The organism is Mesobacillus sp. LC4 (assembly GCF_053543455.1).
Window position 1 is genome coordinate 699,762 of sequence record NZ_JBGCUB010000002.1, and the last position, 16,428, is coordinate 716,189.

Sequence of the window (16,428 nt, forward strand, 5' to 3'; positions counted from 1 at the left end):
AGTGGATGGAGGGAACGCTGATGGAACGCACAGCAACGGTGAATCGATATACAAATGAAACAAAAATAGACTTGGATTTCAGTATCGATGGTGAGGGTAAAACGACACTTGATACGGGAGTCCCCTTTCTTTCCCATATGCTTGATTTATTCGCAAAGCATGGCCAATTCGATTTAAAAGTGGATGCCAAGGGTGATGTGGAGGTAGATGGCCACCATACAACTGAGGATATTGGCATCTGCATCGGACAAGCGCTCCGCGAAGCACTAGGCGATAAAAAAGGAATCAAACGATATGGCAACGCCTTTGTACCAATGGATGAGGCGCTTGCGCAGGTAGTCATCGATCTGAGCAACCGTCCCCACCTTGAAATGCGGGCAGAATTCCCTGCTCAGCAGGTGGGCACATTTGATGTCGAGCTCGTCCATGAATTCCTGTGGAAGCTGGCGCTCGAAGCAAGAATGAACCTGCATGTTATCGTCCACTACGGAAAAAACACTCACCACATGATCGAAGCGGTGTTCAAGGCTCTTGGCCGCGCGCTTGATGAAGCGACAACCATCGACCCGCGGGTAAAAGGAGTGCCTTCATCAAAAGGGATGCTGTAACGACGCAGTTACGCCGGAAGAAAAACGAACTCGCTAATAGGAAGGAAGTTATCTCATGATTGGCATCGTCGATTACGGCATGGGCAATCTGTTCAGCGTCAGCAAAGCGCTTGAACGCCTGGATGTGCCATATTTCATATCACAACATAAAGGCAATTTAATGGAAGCAGATGCACTGCTCGTCCCTGGCGTCGGTTCATTCCGTGATGCAATGGATATATTGGACCGTACTGGACTGACCCAAATGATCCGAGATTTTGCCGCAACTGGCAAGCCCGTGCTCGGAATCTGCCTCGGCATGCAGCTGTTGTTTGAAGAAAGCACGGAAAATGGGCTGACAAAGGGTTTGAGCCTGCTTCCTGGTAAAGTGGAACGTTTTTCAGGTGAGACAGAAGTCGGTGAAAACTATAAGGTTCCGCATATGGGCTGGAACAAGCTCCGTTTTACCGGGGATTCTCCATTGCTGGCCTCTCTTGAAGAAGATTATGTTTACTTTGTCCATTCTTATTATGTAAAAACGAAAGATCCTGACGTCCTGGTGGCGGTTGGCGATTATTATGATGTTGAAGTGCCGGCCATCGTTTGCAGGGAAAATATCTTCGGGATGCAATTCCATCCGGAAAAAAGCAGTGATATGGGAATGGTGCTGCTCCGCAATTTTGCGAACCTTGCAACAGAAAGGAAGACAGACTCATGAAATTCACAATCTACCCGGCGATCGACATGCGCGGCGGAAAATGTGTAAGACTGCTGCAAGGCGATTATGACAAGGAAACGGTTTATGGAGATTCTCCTTTTGAAATGGCGAAGAAATTCGCAGATGAAGGGGCAAAATGGATTCATATGGTCGACCTTGATGGCGCGAGGGATGGCAAGCGTGTGAACGATCAATTCGTCATCCAGGCAGTAAAAGAGCTGGGCGTGAACGTCCAAATAGGCGGCGGCATTCGGAGTGAAGATGATATTAACCACTATCTTGAAAATGGCGTCAGCCGTGTCATCATCGGCAGCATTGCTGTTTCAAATCCTGAATTTGCTGAGGAGATGGTCAGGAAGTATGGAGCAAAAATTGCCATCGGCCTAGATGCGAAAAATGGCTTCGTCGCGACACATGGCTGGCTGAATACTTCAGAGGTAAGTGCTGTCGAGCTTGGCAAAAGATTTGCAGACGCTGGAGCAGAGACCTTCATTTTTACCGATATCGCCACGGACGGTACGTTAGCCGGACCGAATCTGGAGGCAACCCGGCAGCTTGCTCTGGAGACAGGCAAAAGTGTCATCGCTTCTGGAGGGGTCAGCTCGCTTGACGATTTAGGTGCGCTCCGGCAGCTAAGGGAAGATGGCGTCAGCGGCGCGATCGTCGGCAAAGCGATTTATGAAGGGCGATTTTCGGTAAAGTCTGCGCTTGAATTGGGGGAGTCCTGATGCTGAGCAAACGGATCATTCCCTGCCTTGATGTGAAAGAAGGCCGCGTCGTAAAAGGAGTGCAATTTGTGCAACTCCGCGATGCCGGCGACCCTGTGGAACTGGCTCGATTTTACGATGAGCAAGGAGCCGATGAACTCGTGTTCCTTGATATATCTGCTTCCGTTGAAGGAAGGAAGACGATGGTCGAGGTGGTCCGGGAAGTCGCTTCAGAGCTGGCCATCCCGTTCACCGTCGGCGGCGGCATCAACACGCTTGAAGATATGAAAAAGATGCTTCGTTCTGGGGCTGACAAAGTGTCGTTGAACACTGCAGCTGTCAATAATCCGAAACTAATCTCAGAAGGCTCTGATTTCTTCGGAGCCCAGTGCATTGTCGTCGCCATCGATGCGAAATACGACCCAGAGCTCGGCTCATGGCGAGTGTATACTCATGGCGGCCGGACACCGACAGAGTGGGAAGTGATTGACTGGGCAAAAGAAGCTGTCCGCCTTGGAGCAGGAGAAATCCTGCTGACAAGCATGGACAGTGATGGCGAAAAGAAGGGCTTTGATCTCGCATTGACCAGAGCCGTGAGTGAAGCGGTAACTGTGCCTGTAATTGCGTCAGGCGGTGCAGGAAACGCCGACCATTTTGTTGACGCTTTTACCGAAGGAAAAGCCGATGCCGCACTGGCTGCATCAATCTTTCACTATCGCGAAACCTCTGTAAAAGAAGTGAAATCCCATCTCCGCGAAAAAGGAGTGACCGTACGATGAATCTAGAAGAATTGAAGTTTGATGACAATGGCCTGATACCCGCGGTCGTCCAGGATGCAACGACACGTGAAGTCCTGACTGTTGCCTATATGAATGAAGAATCCCTCAGGAAGTCGCTTGAAACACGAGAAACCTGGTTTTACAGCCGTTCCCGCCAGGAGCTCTGGCATAAAGGCGCAACGAGCGGCAACACCCAAAAAATCGTCGAGATGAAATATGACTGTGACGGAGATTCCCTTGTAGTGCTTGTCGACCCAGCCGGACCGGCATGCCACACAGGAGCAGTCAGCTGTTTTTCGGAAAATCTGTTGGAGCGTTCTGATGAGCGTGATTCAGCGGAACTCTCAGATAGCAGGCTGGAGCGTTCCGCCGACCAACTTGCTTCACTAAGTGATTCAGAAAGTGCGGCGAATCGAACTGCCGACCAATTTGCTTCCCTAAGCGATTTCGCCGTCATGCTTCAGCTGGAAAAAACGATCTCCAAGCGCGAACAGGAAATGCCAGAAGGTGCCTACACTACCTATCTATTTGAAAAAGGCGTCGATAAGATTTTGAAAAAAGTCGGCGAAGAAGCATCGGAAGTCATCATTGCCGCAAAAAACCGTGACCCAGAAGAACTGAAATGGGAAGCCGCCGACCTGCTTTACCACCTGATGGTCCTGCTGCAGGAGCAAAAGCTGCCGCTGAAAGAGGTATTGGCAGTATTGAATAAAAGAAAGAAGCCCAGCGCAGAAGAATAGATTGCGCTGGGTTTTTGCTGCCTTAACTTAATCAAAGAAGTTTTTTCCCGGAGAGTAGGTGCGTCCTTTATTCGTGCCGAGAGACGTCAAATCCATACAAGCTAAGAGTCGTTTTGCGGTTGAGGTAGATTCTAGTTTCATATAATCACGAAATTGCTTGTTAGTAATAGAAGGGTCGTAAAGAAGGAAATAATCCCTCAATGCCTGTAAGTGGGCGGCCGCAGCTTTATGTCCGCAGCCTTTGCAAGTCCATTTCCCCTGATGGTAATCCATACCGAATGCCTCGCATGCAGGACACTGAACACCCTTAGCCATATTATCAAATGGAAGGTTCATCGACTTTGGATCTGGAACCAATGGCACATGCGCCTTTACTAATTGTTTGGAGATTTTTTTCATTTCAGTTTTGGATAAGAGTGACTTGGGATGCTTATTGTAAAATGGCGGGATTTTGAAAGTGACATTTGCAGATCTGAAGACTCTATAACTGACTTCCTTGTCATTGGTTGGATTTTTAATGAGGGCCTGCGTATTGCTTATGGCAACAAGGTAATCAATCGGCGGAGGCGTAAAATGGTGCTTTTCTAGAAATGCTCGTAATTGAGATGCTTGGATTTTAGTCTGGAGGATCGGGTCGGGAAAAACTTCTTCTATATCGTTTTGAATTCTGATTAATTGATTGAATTCTGGAAGGAAAATAAGTGTACCTGCTAAATTTTTGGAATCGATGATGAGGAGAAAGTGTGGGGTAATGATGAGGGTGTCGATTTGGAAGTGAGTACTGTTGATCGGAATCCTCAAATCGTGCAAAATCACCATATCAGAGTGATCAATTTGCTCTAAAAAGTAATCCAGCGTCTTTTCTCCTTTATAACCTGCACGTTTCCGATAAAGTTTCTTTTCGAAATCTGCTTTTCTGAAGTCATCAGGAGGAAAGCGTCTCACTATTGCTTCTAATATCATGATTTCTTTAGGATATTCTCTTGTTTTTCCAATCAAAGTCTATCACTCCTTAATATTGGTACTGTAATATTCGATGGCATCACTGAAAATACCTTCTTATAACATATAGATTCAAGACTAGTGGATTATATCGATCACATTTTAGAATATATCAGCGGATTTTTGATTTTATCGACCACATTTGGCAATATATCAGCGGATTTTTAATTATATCGACCACTTTTTGCAATATATCGACCAACTCCCCGAAATCGCCCTCTCCAATTACAAATTCAAATCCACACCTTCTCGAACACTCTGTCCGTATGTTATACTACATTAGTTAAAGTTGCTTCGATAAAACACTGTATGTGTATTCTTATACAATTCAAAGGTTCAAAGGATATGGATTTACTAAAATACAAATGGAGGATCATATGGGAAAAGACTCTAAAGCAATGAAGCAAAAAGGCCAATTGCTGTCATTCGTTCCGACTGGTGAGTATTATTTCACCAAAGGGGTCAAGGCTTTTCACAGGCGGGACCTTAAAAAGGCTGAGAAGTATTTCCGGCGTGCGATGCATCTTGAGCCTGGCGAGCCGATGATCGTTTGCCAGCTGGCGATTGTGCTGTCGGAGATGGGTGAATACCAGCAGTCTAACCGCCTATTGCACTTGGTCCTCGAAGAACTCGATGAAAACATGGCAGAGTGCCATTATTTCTTAGCGAATAACTATGCTCACCTGGGATTGTTCCGCGATGCGTTCAGGCATGCTAATCTTTATTTGGAATTGAATGAAGACGGTGAGTTTGCCGAGGATGCGAACGACCTGCTTGAGCTTCTGACGATGGAAGCGGAAGAGATGGATGAGGATTATTATGAAGAGGATGACCTGATCGTCAAGCAGGAGGAAGCGCGCAATCATTTGGAATCGGGAGAGTTTCCGAAGGCGATTGAGATCTTCCAGGAGGTCATCGAGGAGTATCCGGAATACTGGTCAGCTTACAATAATCTGGCGCTGGCGTATTTTTACCTCGGCGAGACGACGAAGGCGCGTGACATCCTGAATGATGTGCTTGAGCGGAACCCTGGCAACCTGCATGCATTGTGCAATGCCCTTGTGTTTGCGCATTATCAGGGACAGGAGAAGGAAGGCCAGGACCTTAAGGATTCACTGGAAAAAATCCACCCGATCCACTTTGAACATCAGTTCAAGCTTGGCGCTACATTTGCGCTTGTCGGCGAGTACGAGTTGGCATACCGCTGGCTGAAGAAGTTGCAAAAGACCGGTTTTGAAGGCGACGGTGCATTCTATTACTGGTTGGCGCATGCTTCTTATTTTACCGGCAGGGAAAATACAGCAGTATCAGCCTGGAAAAAGGTGCTCGAGTTCAGTCCTGAAAAAGAGGGAATGGAGCCTTGGGCTGACAAACCGGACGTTAAGTTCGAATCACAGGTTTCAGCGATCCTGAACCAGCTGAACAGCGATTATCCGGAGGAACGGCTTTTTGCGCTATTCCTTACATCGCTATCCGCTAAAAAGAAGGAGATTCTCTCGGCGGAGACATCAACGGATAAAATGACCGAAATGGAAAAATCATACCTTGCGTATGTGAGTTCCGGTAAACTGAACAGTAAGGAAGAAGAAGTGAAGGGCGCGCATGAAACGGCGAAGCTCCTTTATGACCACCACCAGCCGATCGGTAAAAATGAAGCGGGTGTCTACATCATGTGGTTCTCGGTTTTTGAGCAGGCAGCTGAAGCTGGCTATGACTTCAAGAACCAAAAGGCTTGGGCCGCAGCGGTTGATTATCTGTGGGATAAACTAAGAGACATCAAGACCTCAAAAGCAGCAGTCGCAAAGAAATATGGATTGTCCGTATCAACTCTGACCAAATATATAAATTTGGCAAACGAGTTTCTTCACGAGGAAGACAGCATTTAATTTTAAAGCTAACCCATCTATCTAATAGAAGGGTTAGCTTTTTTCATGGAAAAAGTGTCATTGCCCGATATGGCAATGACACTGCATTCTGAGTTAGCCTATGAAACGATGGTAAAGTGTTTTTGCTTCGGAAATGTCTTTGATTCCATGGACCAATACCCTTCCATCCTTGAAAACAACCAATCTCGCTGAATCGACTGTAAAAGAAAGCAGAAATGGATTGCGCTGTGTCTTGATTCCTTGTGCGGCCAGCGTCCTCTCCAAATGGTCGAGATTCCTTACCTGATTGGCCCCTGGCCTGATTTGGACCGTATCCCTTCCGCAGAGGACGGCAGCCTTTGTCTGGTTGTCATAAGAGAGGAACGGGTATGTCTGGTCTTCTCCGCACGAAGGGCAGGATGCCTTTTTCAGGGAAGAGACGTTGATTGTTCGATACTGATTGTTCCATACATCGAATGAGACAAGTTTATATCGCAGAGAATCGACGTCACCTGTCAGGATTTTTAGCGCTTCCGCTGATTGGTGCGCGACAACCATCTGAATGGCAGGCTGGATCACACCGGCTGTATCACAGGTCACTCCTCCCAATGGAATTGTCTCCAATAAACAGTTGAGGCATGGGGTCGTCCCGGGCAGAATCGTGAAGCTCAAGCCATAGCTCCCGACACAGCCTCCATAAATCCAGGGAATCTTATACTTTTGCGATATATCATTGATCAACAGGCGGATATCAAAGTTATCCGTCGCATCGATGATCAAATCCACACCATCGGTCAATTGTTCCAGCTCCTGGACGCCGACATCCACTACATGGGGGATGATTTCTACATCCGAATTAATGGCCCTTAGCCTTCTGGCTGATGCCACTGCTTTTGGCATTCTATCCAGTGCATCTTCTTCACAATAAAGCTGCTGCCGCTGAAGGTTGCTCCATTCCACATAATCCCTGTCGGCAATTGTCAGTTTGCCAATTCCGGCCCTGGTGAGGAATTCGGCATTTGCCGCGCCTAGAGCGCCTGCGCCGATCATTAAGACATGCTTGCTCCGAAGCTTTTCCTGGCCTTTTTTGCCGATTGGCGAAAATAATTCCTGGCGGGAGTACCTGCTGGTCAACTAAAGATCATCCCTTCAGCAGGGCTGCTGGCGGAAGCGTAATGCTTTTTCGGCATTCTTCCGGCCTCGAAACCAAATCTGCCCGCTTCTACTGCTAGCTTCATAGCTTTAGCCATTTTTACCGGATCATTCGCTGAAGAGACGGCAGTGTTCAGCAAGACACCATCCGCTCCGAGTTCCATGGAAGCAGCCGCATCTGCCGGACTGCCTATCCCGGCGTCGACAATCACCGGTACGGTTGCCTGCTCAATGATGAATTTTAGATAAAGAGGGTTGATGATTCCCTGTCCAGAGCCGATTGGCGAGGCGCAAGGCATGACGGCATGGCAGCCGAGCTCCTGCAGCTTCCTTGCCAGAACAACATCGTCTGACGTGTAAGGCAGAACGATAAATCCTTCATTTAATAGAATTTCTGAAGCTCTTAGTGTCTCGACCGGGTCAGGGAGAAGTGTTTTGTCACAGCCGATGACTTCGACCTTCACCATGTCACAGAGCCCTGAGGCCTTGGCAAGTCTCGCAATCCGGACAGCTTCCTCTGCGGTCTTAGCTCCTGCTGTGTTTGGAAGGAGCTTGTATTTCTTTAAATCTAGCTGTTCTAGAAAATTGGGCTGGTTTGCCTCGAAGATATTCATGCGCCGAACAGCAAAAGTAAGCACCTCTGTGCCGGATTCCTCTACAGCTTTCCTTTGGATATCAAAGTCAGGGTATTTACCGGTCCCCAGCAATAAACGGGAGTTAAATTCGTATGGTCCAATTTTTAGCATGATCATCCGCCTCCTACAAAATGTACAATCTCAATTCGGTCACCATCGGACAGCTTTGTATCCTGATGGGCACTTTTTTCTAAAATAGCTTCATTTAATTCGATGATTAAAACTTTTTCTTCAAGCTGAAAATAGTTTAATAGCTCTGATGCAGTTTTAATTTGGCCAGGAATGTTCATCTTTTCCCCATTTATAACCAGCTCCATGACTAATTCTCCTTTCATGCTCTTACGCTCTCAGTAATCCGTGACAGCCGGAAGGGTCCTGAATCCAGCGTTTTCCCATCCAACAAATCCGCCATCAGTTCCCCGGTTGCAGGCGACAATAAAATTCCATTCCGAAAATGCCCGGCTGCAATGAATAAATTACGGCATGATGGATGCTCCCCCAAAAAAGGCAAGCCATCTTCGGACAGGGGCCGAATCCCGGTCCACGCCCGCTCCATTTCGGAATCTGCAATGCCAGGCACAAGGAGCTTTGCTTTTTCCATAAGGGTAGAGATTCCATCTACTGTTACTCTTTCATCAAAGGAATTCGGTTTTACTGTTGCACCGACAATTAGTCTCCCGGATTTCTTTGGGACGATATAGCATCCATGAGAAAAAATAGTTCCCTTGATGAGCGGCTTATCTGTAAGTACGGAAAAGCACTCTCCTTTTACAGGAGAAATTGGCAGGGAAAGACCGGTTTTCTCTGTTAAAAAGGGGCTCCATGCGCCTGTTGCGACCACGACTGACTCTGCATAAACAGGACCATGGTCGGTTTTTACGCCCAATACTTTTTCATTCTCAATGATCAAATCATTAACACTCGTAAACTCGTAAAACTCTGCTCCGTTCACCATTGCTGCTTTTGCGAAGGCAATGGTCAACTCACGTGCATCCACCTGGCCGTCTTCCGGGATGAACATGGCTCCAAGCAGGCTGTTTGAAACATTAGGCTCCCATTCCATTAATTCTTCAATGGCCAGCCATTCTGCTTTCTCACCAGATTTTGTCTGAAATTCAATCAATGCCTTTAAATCAAAGGCTTCCTTTTCGGTTGCAGCCACCCTGTACATGCCTTTATTCTGTAAGCCGACATGGACACCCGAAAGCTCTTCAAGCTCTCTTGCCAATTCAGGGAACATGGCGCGGCTTTTTCGGGCGAATTGGAATAAGGGCCCATCATCTGTAAGTTCTGTTTGAGCTCCCAAAATCCCGGCTGCTGCGCCGGATGCTTTGCCAGCCAGCCGTCCTTTTTCTATTACGGCGACACTTCGTCCTCGTTTTGATAATTGATAGGCAATCGAACTGCCATTGATGCCGCCGCCAATTATGATGGCATCATAAGTCTTTTTCATGCAGAGTACCTCCGTGGTTGATTTTTTGTGAATAGCACCAAGCGGCATGAACGGGATCATTGGATTGAAGGATTCCTGACATCACAGCTGCTCCGTCTGCCCCGGCCGATATTACCGAATCGACGTTTCTAGGCTTAATGCCGCCAATGACAATAACGGGAATTTCCACATTTGCTTTTATCGCTGTCAATTCATGAAGGCCTTTCCCTGGCAGGCCCTCTTTAGACTGAGTCTCAAAAATATGGCCATAAAGAAGAAAGTCTGCACCTTCTCTTACTGCCTCAAGGGCATCACTGTATGAATGAACGGAACAGCCAGCCGTAATTCCCGGGAATTGTTGTTTGACAAGGGCGATTGGAAGGCTGTGATAGGCGAGCTGGACGCAGGTGTTATATGACCAGGCGACATCAGCTCGATCATTGACAACGATTTTTTCGGAAGGTATTCCTTTATAAAGAAGCATTTCGACTCCAGCGGCGACTTCCTTTGCAGTGAGCTTTTTTTCACGCAAATGAAATCTGTCAATGAATGGGTTGATTTTCCCGGCAATGTCGGCAAATGCTTTTAATGTGAGCTTTCCGTCTGATATGACATGCAGTTGTTTTTTCATTATTCACCTTTCTCAAGACCAGCATTGGTGTTCATGGAACCTGCAGCATTCGAAGGCTGGCTTGTTTTTTAAGAAATTAAAGCAGCATGACGGGAAACTTATCATGGTGTCATAATGACCGGACATCGACTGCAGGGAAAAGCGGATAATGTCCGGAAATGTAAAAGACAAGCGACAGAATTATGGCGAAGTAAGCTATGAAAAGCAGGTCGTACCTGGAAAAGCCTATTTCATAGTAATAGGTGCGCTTTCTGCTTTGTGTGAACCGTTTTGCTTCCATTGCCACCGCGATTCTGTATGCGCGGCGTATGCTTTGGGAAAGCAGGGGAATGGAATAGCCTTTGATGGATGTTAAAATTCCTCCAACCGTATAGGTATTCTGGATTCCTCTGACCGTCCTCGCATATCTGATGGTGGCTGCCTCTTCAATCATGATTGGGATCAACCGGATGCCTGCCATGAAGCTGTATGCATATTTTGGGTTCAGCTTCAGCTGCTGCATCAAGGAGTAGAACAGCAGGACCGGACTGGTCGTCAGCGCGAAGGTGAGTCCAAGCATCGCATAGACGAGTGCCCTGAAACCCAGGTGTATTCCCCTAAAAAGACTTTCCTGTGTGATATGGATCAAGCCCCATTTAAATAGGGTCAACTCTCCCTTTCCGAACAAGATCATCGACGAAGAAGTCGAAAGGAAAATCAGCAGAAACGGAATAGAGAATAGCAGAATTCGCTTGAAAGGATGACTTGTAAAAAAGAGAAACAATAGTGCAGGTCCCAAAGTGAAGAGGATCATCACGTTCAGGTTATGGATGAACAGGACAGCAAAAAACAGGCATGCGACTCCCAATAGTTTCACGCTGGGGTTGATTTTATGAAGCCAGGTCACTTTATTGTCAAATTGAATATGCATGGCTGGCCTCCGCTGAAATTGCCTTTTCTTCTATCTCTTTGTCGTACGGCACCACTTCACCGTCAATGATATCCCATATCTTTGTAGCAAAGTGCTCGATTATGTTCTTATCATGGGTGGCCATGATAATGATGTGCCCGCTTTTTCGGTAACTTTCTAAAAGTTCAAGCAGGGCAAATGTATTTTTTGAATCCTGGCCAAAAGTCGGTTCATCAAGAAGAAGGATGGCAGGATTCTGGGCAACGGCTGTCGCAACGCTAAGGCGGCGCTTTTGGCCCATCGATAACTGGTATGGATGAAGACTTTTTTGGCCTGAGAGATTGAACAGCATCAACAGCTCGGTAACCTTTTTCTCAATGGTTTCTTGTTCATCTTGTTTTTGCCGGAAAGTAAACGCGAGCTCCTCAAAAACTGTATTCGCAACGAATTGAAGTTCAGGATTTTGAAAAACAAAACCAGCTTCACTGGAAATGTCTTTATTACGCCGAATATTCCGTCCGTTTACTTGATAGGTCCCTTCCGTTTTCAGCAGTTGGATGAGCGACAAAAGCAAGGTACTTTTGCCGGCTCCATTTTTGCCAGCTACCGCAATCCAGTCGCCAGACTTCGCTTCAGCATGCTTGATCTTGATTTTGGTTTCTTTATGACGGAAACCTATAAAGTTTTCTAAAAATACTTCCTTCTTAAGTTGGAAATCTGGCTTGCTTGAAACGGATGAAGGTGCTCTGTACTGATCCCATACTCCCGGGAACCAGATTCCATTTTTCGAAAATTCATTTCTGCAGGAAACAAAAACGGACTCGGGGTTGCCATCGGCAATAATGGTTCCTGCTGCATCAAACACAATGATCCGGTCAATAAAGTCGATAACGTGTTCAATCTTATGCTCTACGATAATCACTGTCTTATCAGTGGATATGTTTTTTACCGTTTCCCAGATCATCTCTGTCCCTTCTGGATCGAGCATCGCGGTAGGCTCGTCAAAGAACAGGACCTCTGGATCAAGGGCAAGAACAGATGCAATGGCCAACCGCTGTTTCATACCACCGGAAAAGGTATTGATCCTGGAATGGTGGTCCTTAAGATCAAGACCTACAAGCGACAAAAGTTCGTCAATCCTTTTGGGCATTTGTTCTCTGGGGACATTCAGGTTTTCCAATACAAAAGCAATTTCCTCATCCGCATATGGCATACAAAACTGGGTGTCTGGATCCTGGAAGACAAACCCCCAGGATTCAGGATGAATACTGCTTTCGAATTTAATCGGCACATCAACGGAATTTGGGATCAGCCCCGAAAGTGCCTGTAACAGAGTCGACTTGCCACATCCTGAAGGACCAAGCAGGAGCACTTTTTCTCCTTTTTTAAATGATATGGATAGGTCCTTGAAGAGAAGGTCTTTCGTGCCAGGAAACTTCAATCTCAGCTTTTTAAATGAAGATATTATTGGCATCCAATCACCCCTGTTTATTGGTTCAAAGAATCAAAGTCATCTTGAGAAGCTGGTCTAAGGATATTTGCAACTCCTGTCCGCTCCAGCGCTTTTGCAATCCCCAGTGCCAGCAGGCCGGAGAATAGAATGGACCCTGCAGTCCTCATGGCAATTAATAATGCAAGGTTCCACGCGGCCAGGTCTTCGATATACCCTTTGTAAAAGTCCATCATCAGTGAGCCTGCGCATGCTGCAATACTGGCAAGGCTGACAACAATCACTCCAGAACGTTTATAGCCAAAAGCCATCAAAACCAGCTCCGCAAACAATCCCTGGACAAAGCCGTAGATCAATACCTCAAGTCCAAATTCAGAACCCATCAGGAATTCCCCGGATGAAGCGGCTACCTCGGCCAGAAGAGCAACGCCAGGTTTTCGGATAACCAGGAAAGCGACTATTGCAGCGATGAACCACATTCCATAGATGAATTGATCTAGATGGAGCCCTAGCGGCTTGAGCGCGTAGTATAGTGGCCCCCAAATTTTATAGATAATCCCGAACGCAATTGAAATAACGACAGTAACTAAAATATCTGTCAGTTTTAATCCTTTTGACATTTTTCATCTCCCCTTCTGTTCTCCAGCTTACTGGACGATTGTTTTTTCGTTGTTTACCGACCAGCCTTCAAGTGTCCAGGCCATTTCCCAGAACCTAAGCTCGTAATGGCTGCTGTAGATAAAATGCTGCTTCATTCTTTCTCTTTCTTTATCGGAAGCACTTTCGGCAATGGCATCAAGGAGGGTGAGCTGCTCGTTTACAAGCTCGCTGAACCAATCGCTTCCGTACGCAGCGATCCATTCCTGGTAAATAGGAGTTGCAGGTGATGCATGCTTCAGCTGTTCTCCAATTTCGTAATAAATCCAGTAGCAGGGAAGGATGGCGGCAATGATTTCCCCAAGGCTGCCGGAAGCAGCTACACGGTAAAGATGGGAGGTATACGCATAGGCTGTAGGCGCCGGGCTGAAGTTTTCAAGTTCTTCCTTAGTGACACCGAGCTGACCTATGAATTGTTCATGCAAGCCAAGCTCAGCCTGGTATGTACCCTGCGCATGGGCCGCCATTTTTGCTGTGGTTGATAATTCCTCGGCTCTTGATGCGGCAATGGCCTGGATGCGGGCAAAATGGGAAAGGTAGTAAGAATCCTGCAAGACATAATAACGGAAGTTTTCAAGCGGTAAAGCTCCCTTTGCGATTCCTTGCACGAATGGATGGTCCAAGTTTGCTTCCCAAATTTCCCTTGCTTCTTGACGGATCAACTGTGTAAAAGTAGACATAACAACCTCCTGATAAGTAATTTTTCAACATCCTTATGGTGAAGAATGCTGTTTTTTTCCAATAAAAAAGCCACTTTCTGCAGGCAGAAAGTGGCTGTATTGGCAGCAAGATAAAAGCATGATGCTCCAGATACTCCACTTCCCTACGCTGGTATGATCCAGATCAGGTTCAAAGGGTCTTAAAGTTTCACTTTAATCTCAGCCTTAACGAAAGGCTCCCCTAGCGGTAAAACAATTCTATTATTAATCTTATTTTCTGTAAATTATCATATCATCCTTCACAAAATTGTCAATATTGAAGCTGGCATCAAAATTCACAAATAAGGTCTTGCATAACAAGAAGGGATGATTCGTTGGATTTTTGGGTAGAAGTTTGTACTATTTAGCAATAAGACGTGATTTATGAATTTTGTATACATTAAAGGGTATAAGAAGAAGTGTATGTCAATTCCGTGAACTTAAGCATATTTTTGGACTATGGTACAGTTGTTTTATAGGATATGTTTAGGCAGGAAATACTAATTATGGTATGAAACCGAAATTTAACGGATTATGATATTCAAAGGAGTTGTACACCATGTCAGAAGAGAAAATTTATGACGTCATTATCATCGGAGCTGGACCAGCTGGGATGACGGCTGCTGTTTATACATCACGTGCGAACTTGTCTACATTGATGCTAGAGCGCGGGGTGCCAGGCGGACAAATGGCCAATACAGAAGAAGTGGAAAACTACCCGGGATTTGACCACATTCTTGGACCTGAGCTTTCGACGAAAATGTTCGACCACGCGAAAAAGTTCGGTGCGGAATATGCTTACGGCGATGTAAAAGAAGTCATCGACGGCAAAGAATATAAAACAATCAAGGCTGGCAACAAGGAATACAAAGCGCGCTCCATCATCATCTCTGCAGGAGCGGAGTACAAAAAGCTTGGCGTTCCTGGCGAGCAGGAGTTAGGCGGCCGCGGTGTATCTTACTGTGCGGTTTGTGATGGCGCATTTTTCAAAAATAAAGAACTTGTTGTGGTCGGCGGCGGAGACTCAGCGGTAGAAGAAGGCGTGTACTTGACTCGCTTCGCTTCAAAAGTGACAATCGTTCACCGCCGTGACGAGCTTCGTGCCCAAAAAATCCTTCAGGACCGTGCATTTGCCAATGACAAGATTGATTTTATCTGGAATCATACAGTCAAGCAGATCAACGATAAAGATGGCAAGGTCGGCAGCGTAACCCTTGTTTCAACACAGGATGGCGCTGAGCAGGAATTCGCGGCAGATGGCGTGTTCATCTACATCGGAATGGTTCCTTTGACAAAGCCATTCGAAAGCCTCGGCATCACGAACAGCAATGGCTATATCGAAACGAACGAACAGATGGAAACGAAAGTGCCTGGAATCTTCGCGGCTGGCGACATTCGTGAAAAAACACTACGCCAGATCGTTACAGCTACAGGCGATGGCAGTATCGCGGCGCAAAACGCACAGCACTATGTAGAAGAATTGGTTGAAGAATTGAAAGCAAACGCATAATATAGACGCCAAACCCGCTGGATTACATCAGCGGGTTTTTTCCAAGCTTATGGTAAAAACAGCATGTCTCGGCATAAATTAACAAAACGTAATTATTTATTAATTCTACTGTAACAGTAGTGAAACAATCATGGGGTATTATAGGAATAGAAATTGACCCCCTTTTAAAAATATAATCCTTTGACGGCACAGGTTATCCTGTGCTCTTTTTTTTGCCAAAAAGTGAAACAGGCTTTTTCAAAGGATTATAACACCATATCCATGCTAAAATTCTTATTCAATGTTCCTCATCATTCTTTAACAAAAATATCATCTTTGTATTCATTGTGGCGAAAAACTAAAAATAGTATAATGGAAAGAATAAAAGTTCGGCTATCTTACATGATTGTTTTTTCGTAAAAGCTGATTTTGGATGTTGTTTGGACTCTGGAACAGCTTGGATAATGAAAACGTTAACGTGCCTATTGCACGCATATATAAAGAGGTGGATTGGATGCAGCGAGTGACGAATTGTGTTTTAGTAAAAGATGAAAAAATTTTACTGCTGCAAAAGCCGCGCCGAAATTGGTGGGTGGCTCCAGGCGGAAAAATGGAACCAGGAGAAACCGTGAAGGATTCGTGTGTCAGGGAATTCCGTGAAGAAACAGGGATCTATCTTCGCAATCCTCAAATCAAAGGGATTTTTACATTTGTCATCAAGGAAGATGATCAAGTCGTATCGGAATGGATGATGTTCACGTTTTACGCTACCGAGGCGGATGGAATCAACCTGGATGAATGTGAGGAAGGAACCCTTGAATGGCATGAGTTTGATGACATCAAAGACCTGCCAATGGCAGCGGGAGACCATCACATACTGGAATACATGGTCCATGGACAAGGAATTATCTATGGCACCTTTACTTATACACCGGATTTTGAGCTGATCAACTACAGGCTCGATCCAAACTGATCATATAATAATTTGCAGGGGGAA

General features: G+C 45.9%; 18 protein-coding genes and 1 riboswitch. Of the genes, 8 read left to right on the plus strand and 10 right to left on the minus strand.

Translation table 11 applies throughout. The features are described from left to right. Window positions 1-20: 20 nt before the first annotated feature. The 5 genes from hisB to hisIE are packed head-to-tail and all read left to right on the plus strand — an operon-like array spanning window position 21 to window position 3,531. Window positions 21-608 carry an imidazoleglycerol-phosphate dehydratase HisB gene (hisB, locus tag AB5I83_RS09715; RefSeq protein ID WP_226643341.1) on the plus strand — a complete coding sequence of 196 codons (588 nt, stop codon included), beginning with the start codon at window positions 21-23 and terminating at the stop codon, window positions 606-608. Window positions 609-663: 55 nt separating this feature from the next. Continuing rightward, window positions 664-1,305 carry an imidazole glycerol phosphate synthase subunit HisH gene (gene hisH, locus AB5I83_RS09720; RefSeq protein WP_448974894.1) on the plus strand — a complete coding sequence of 214 codons (642 nt, stop codon included), beginning with the start codon at window positions 664-666 and terminating at the stop codon, window positions 1,303-1,305. Beyond that, window positions 1,302-2,033 (plus strand): 1-(5-phosphoribosyl)-5-[(5-phosphoribosylamino)methylideneamino]imidazole-4-carboxamide isomerase, encoded by a 732-nt coding sequence (gene hisA / locus AB5I83_RS09725; RefSeq protein WP_448974896.1) that lies wholly within the window; start codon window positions 1,302-1,304, stop codon window positions 2,031-2,033. Before hisH ends, hisA begins: the two co-directional genes overlap by 4 nt. Then, complete coding sequence (gene hisF / locus AB5I83_RS09730; RefSeq protein ID WP_448974898.1) at window positions 2,033-2,791, plus strand: imidazole glycerol phosphate synthase subunit HisF; 759 nt, start codon at window positions 2,033-2,035, stop codon at window positions 2,789-2,791. Before hisA ends, hisF begins: the two co-directional genes overlap by 1 nt. Beyond that, a complete protein-coding gene (hisIE, locus tag AB5I83_RS09735) occupies window positions 2,788-3,531 on the plus strand; it encodes a bifunctional phosphoribosyl-AMP cyclohydrolase/phosphoribosyl-ATP diphosphatase HisIE (protein WP_448974900.1) in 744 nt (247 codons plus the stop codon). The genes hisF and hisIE overlap by 4 nt, the downstream gene beginning before the upstream one ends. Window positions 3,532-3,558: 27 nt before the next feature. Here hisIE and AB5I83_RS09740 read toward each other — a convergent pair whose 3' ends face one another. Then, window positions 3,559-4,530 carry a nuclease-related domain-containing protein gene (locus AB5I83_RS09740; protein WP_448974902.1) on the minus strand — a complete coding sequence of 324 codons (972 nt, stop codon included), beginning with the start codon at window positions 4,528-4,530 and terminating at the stop codon, window positions 3,559-3,561. 380 nt (window positions 4,531-4,910) lie between these two features. Between AB5I83_RS09740 and AB5I83_RS09745 the strand changes: the two genes are divergently transcribed. After that, window positions 4,911-6,419, plus strand: a complete 1,509-nt coding sequence (locus tag AB5I83_RS09745; RefSeq protein WP_448974904.1) for a tetratricopeptide repeat protein — start codon at window positions 4,911-4,913, stop codon at window positions 6,417-6,419. A gap of 93 nt (window positions 6,420-6,512) precedes the next feature. Here AB5I83_RS09745 and AB5I83_RS09750 read toward each other — a convergent pair whose 3' ends face one another. The 9 genes from AB5I83_RS09750 to tenA all read right to left on the minus strand — a co-directional run bounded on the left by AB5I83_RS09750 (window position 6,513) and on the right by tenA (window position 13,924). Next, complete coding sequence (locus tag AB5I83_RS09750; RefSeq protein ID WP_448974906.1) at window positions 6,513-7,532, minus strand: MoeB/ThiF family adenylyltransferase; 1,020 nt, start codon at window positions 7,530-7,532, stop codon at window positions 6,513-6,515. Then, complete coding sequence (locus AB5I83_RS09755) at window positions 7,529-8,296, minus strand: thiazole synthase (protein WP_448974907.1); 768 nt, start codon at window positions 8,294-8,296, stop codon at window positions 7,529-7,531. The genes AB5I83_RS09750 and AB5I83_RS09755 overlap by 4 nt, the downstream gene beginning before the upstream one ends. A gap of 2 nt (window positions 8,297-8,298) precedes the next feature. After that, window positions 8,299-8,502 carry a sulfur carrier protein ThiS gene (thiS, locus tag AB5I83_RS09760; RefSeq protein WP_448974909.1) on the minus strand — a complete coding sequence of 68 codons (204 nt, stop codon included), beginning with the start codon at window positions 8,500-8,502 and terminating at the stop codon, window positions 8,299-8,301. A gap of 14 nt (window positions 8,503-8,516) precedes the next feature. Continuing rightward, the gene (gene thiO / locus AB5I83_RS09765) at window positions 8,517-9,638 is read right to left on the minus strand and encodes a glycine oxidase ThiO (protein ID WP_448974911.1); all 1,122 of its coding nucleotides are present in this window, start codon (window positions 9,636-9,638) and stop codon (window positions 8,517-8,519) included. Continuing rightward, the gene (locus tag AB5I83_RS09770) at window positions 9,622-10,248 is read right to left on the minus strand and encodes a thiamine phosphate synthase (protein ID WP_448974913.1); all 627 of its coding nucleotides are present in this window, start codon (window positions 10,246-10,248) and stop codon (window positions 9,622-9,624) included. The genes thiO and AB5I83_RS09770 overlap by 17 nt, the downstream gene beginning before the upstream one ends. A 109-nt stretch (window positions 10,249-10,357) precedes the next feature. Next, window positions 10,358-11,158, minus strand: a complete 801-nt coding sequence (locus AB5I83_RS09775; protein ID WP_448974915.1) for an energy-coupling factor transporter transmembrane component T family protein — start codon at window positions 11,156-11,158, stop codon at window positions 10,358-10,360. Next, window positions 11,142-12,611 carry an ABC transporter ATP-binding protein gene (locus tag AB5I83_RS09780; RefSeq protein WP_448974917.1) on the minus strand — a complete coding sequence of 490 codons (1,470 nt, stop codon included), beginning with the start codon at window positions 12,609-12,611 and terminating at the stop codon, window positions 11,142-11,144. The genes AB5I83_RS09775 and AB5I83_RS09780 overlap by 17 nt, the downstream gene beginning before the upstream one ends. A gap of 14 nt (window positions 12,612-12,625) precedes the next feature. Continuing rightward, window positions 12,626-13,207 carry an ECF transporter S component gene (locus AB5I83_RS09785; protein ID WP_226085838.1) on the minus strand — a complete coding sequence of 194 codons (582 nt, stop codon included), beginning with the start codon at window positions 13,205-13,207 and terminating at the stop codon, window positions 12,626-12,628. A 27-nt stretch (window positions 13,208-13,234) separates the two neighbouring features. Then, window positions 13,235-13,924 (minus strand): thiaminase II, encoded by a 690-nt coding sequence (gene tenA / locus AB5I83_RS09790; RefSeq protein ID WP_448974920.1) that lies wholly within the window; start codon window positions 13,922-13,924, stop codon window positions 13,235-13,237. A 123-nt stretch (window positions 13,925-14,047) separates the two neighbouring features. Next, window positions 14,048-14,156, minus strand: a riboswitch (TPP riboswitch). Window positions 14,157-14,501: 345 nt separating this feature from the next. On the opposite strand from tenA, the gene trxB reads away from it, so the two are divergent. After that, window positions 14,502-15,452 carry a thioredoxin-disulfide reductase gene (trxB, locus tag AB5I83_RS09795; protein WP_448974922.1) on the plus strand — a complete coding sequence of 317 codons (951 nt, stop codon included), beginning with the start codon at window positions 14,502-14,504 and terminating at the stop codon, window positions 15,450-15,452. A 493-nt stretch (window positions 15,453-15,945) separates the two neighbouring features. Next, window positions 15,946-16,404, plus strand: coding sequence for an NUDIX hydrolase (locus AB5I83_RS09800; protein ID WP_448974924.1), 459 nt, complete (start codon window positions 15,946-15,948; stop codon window positions 16,402-16,404). Window positions 16,405-16,428: the final 24 nt, after the last annotated feature.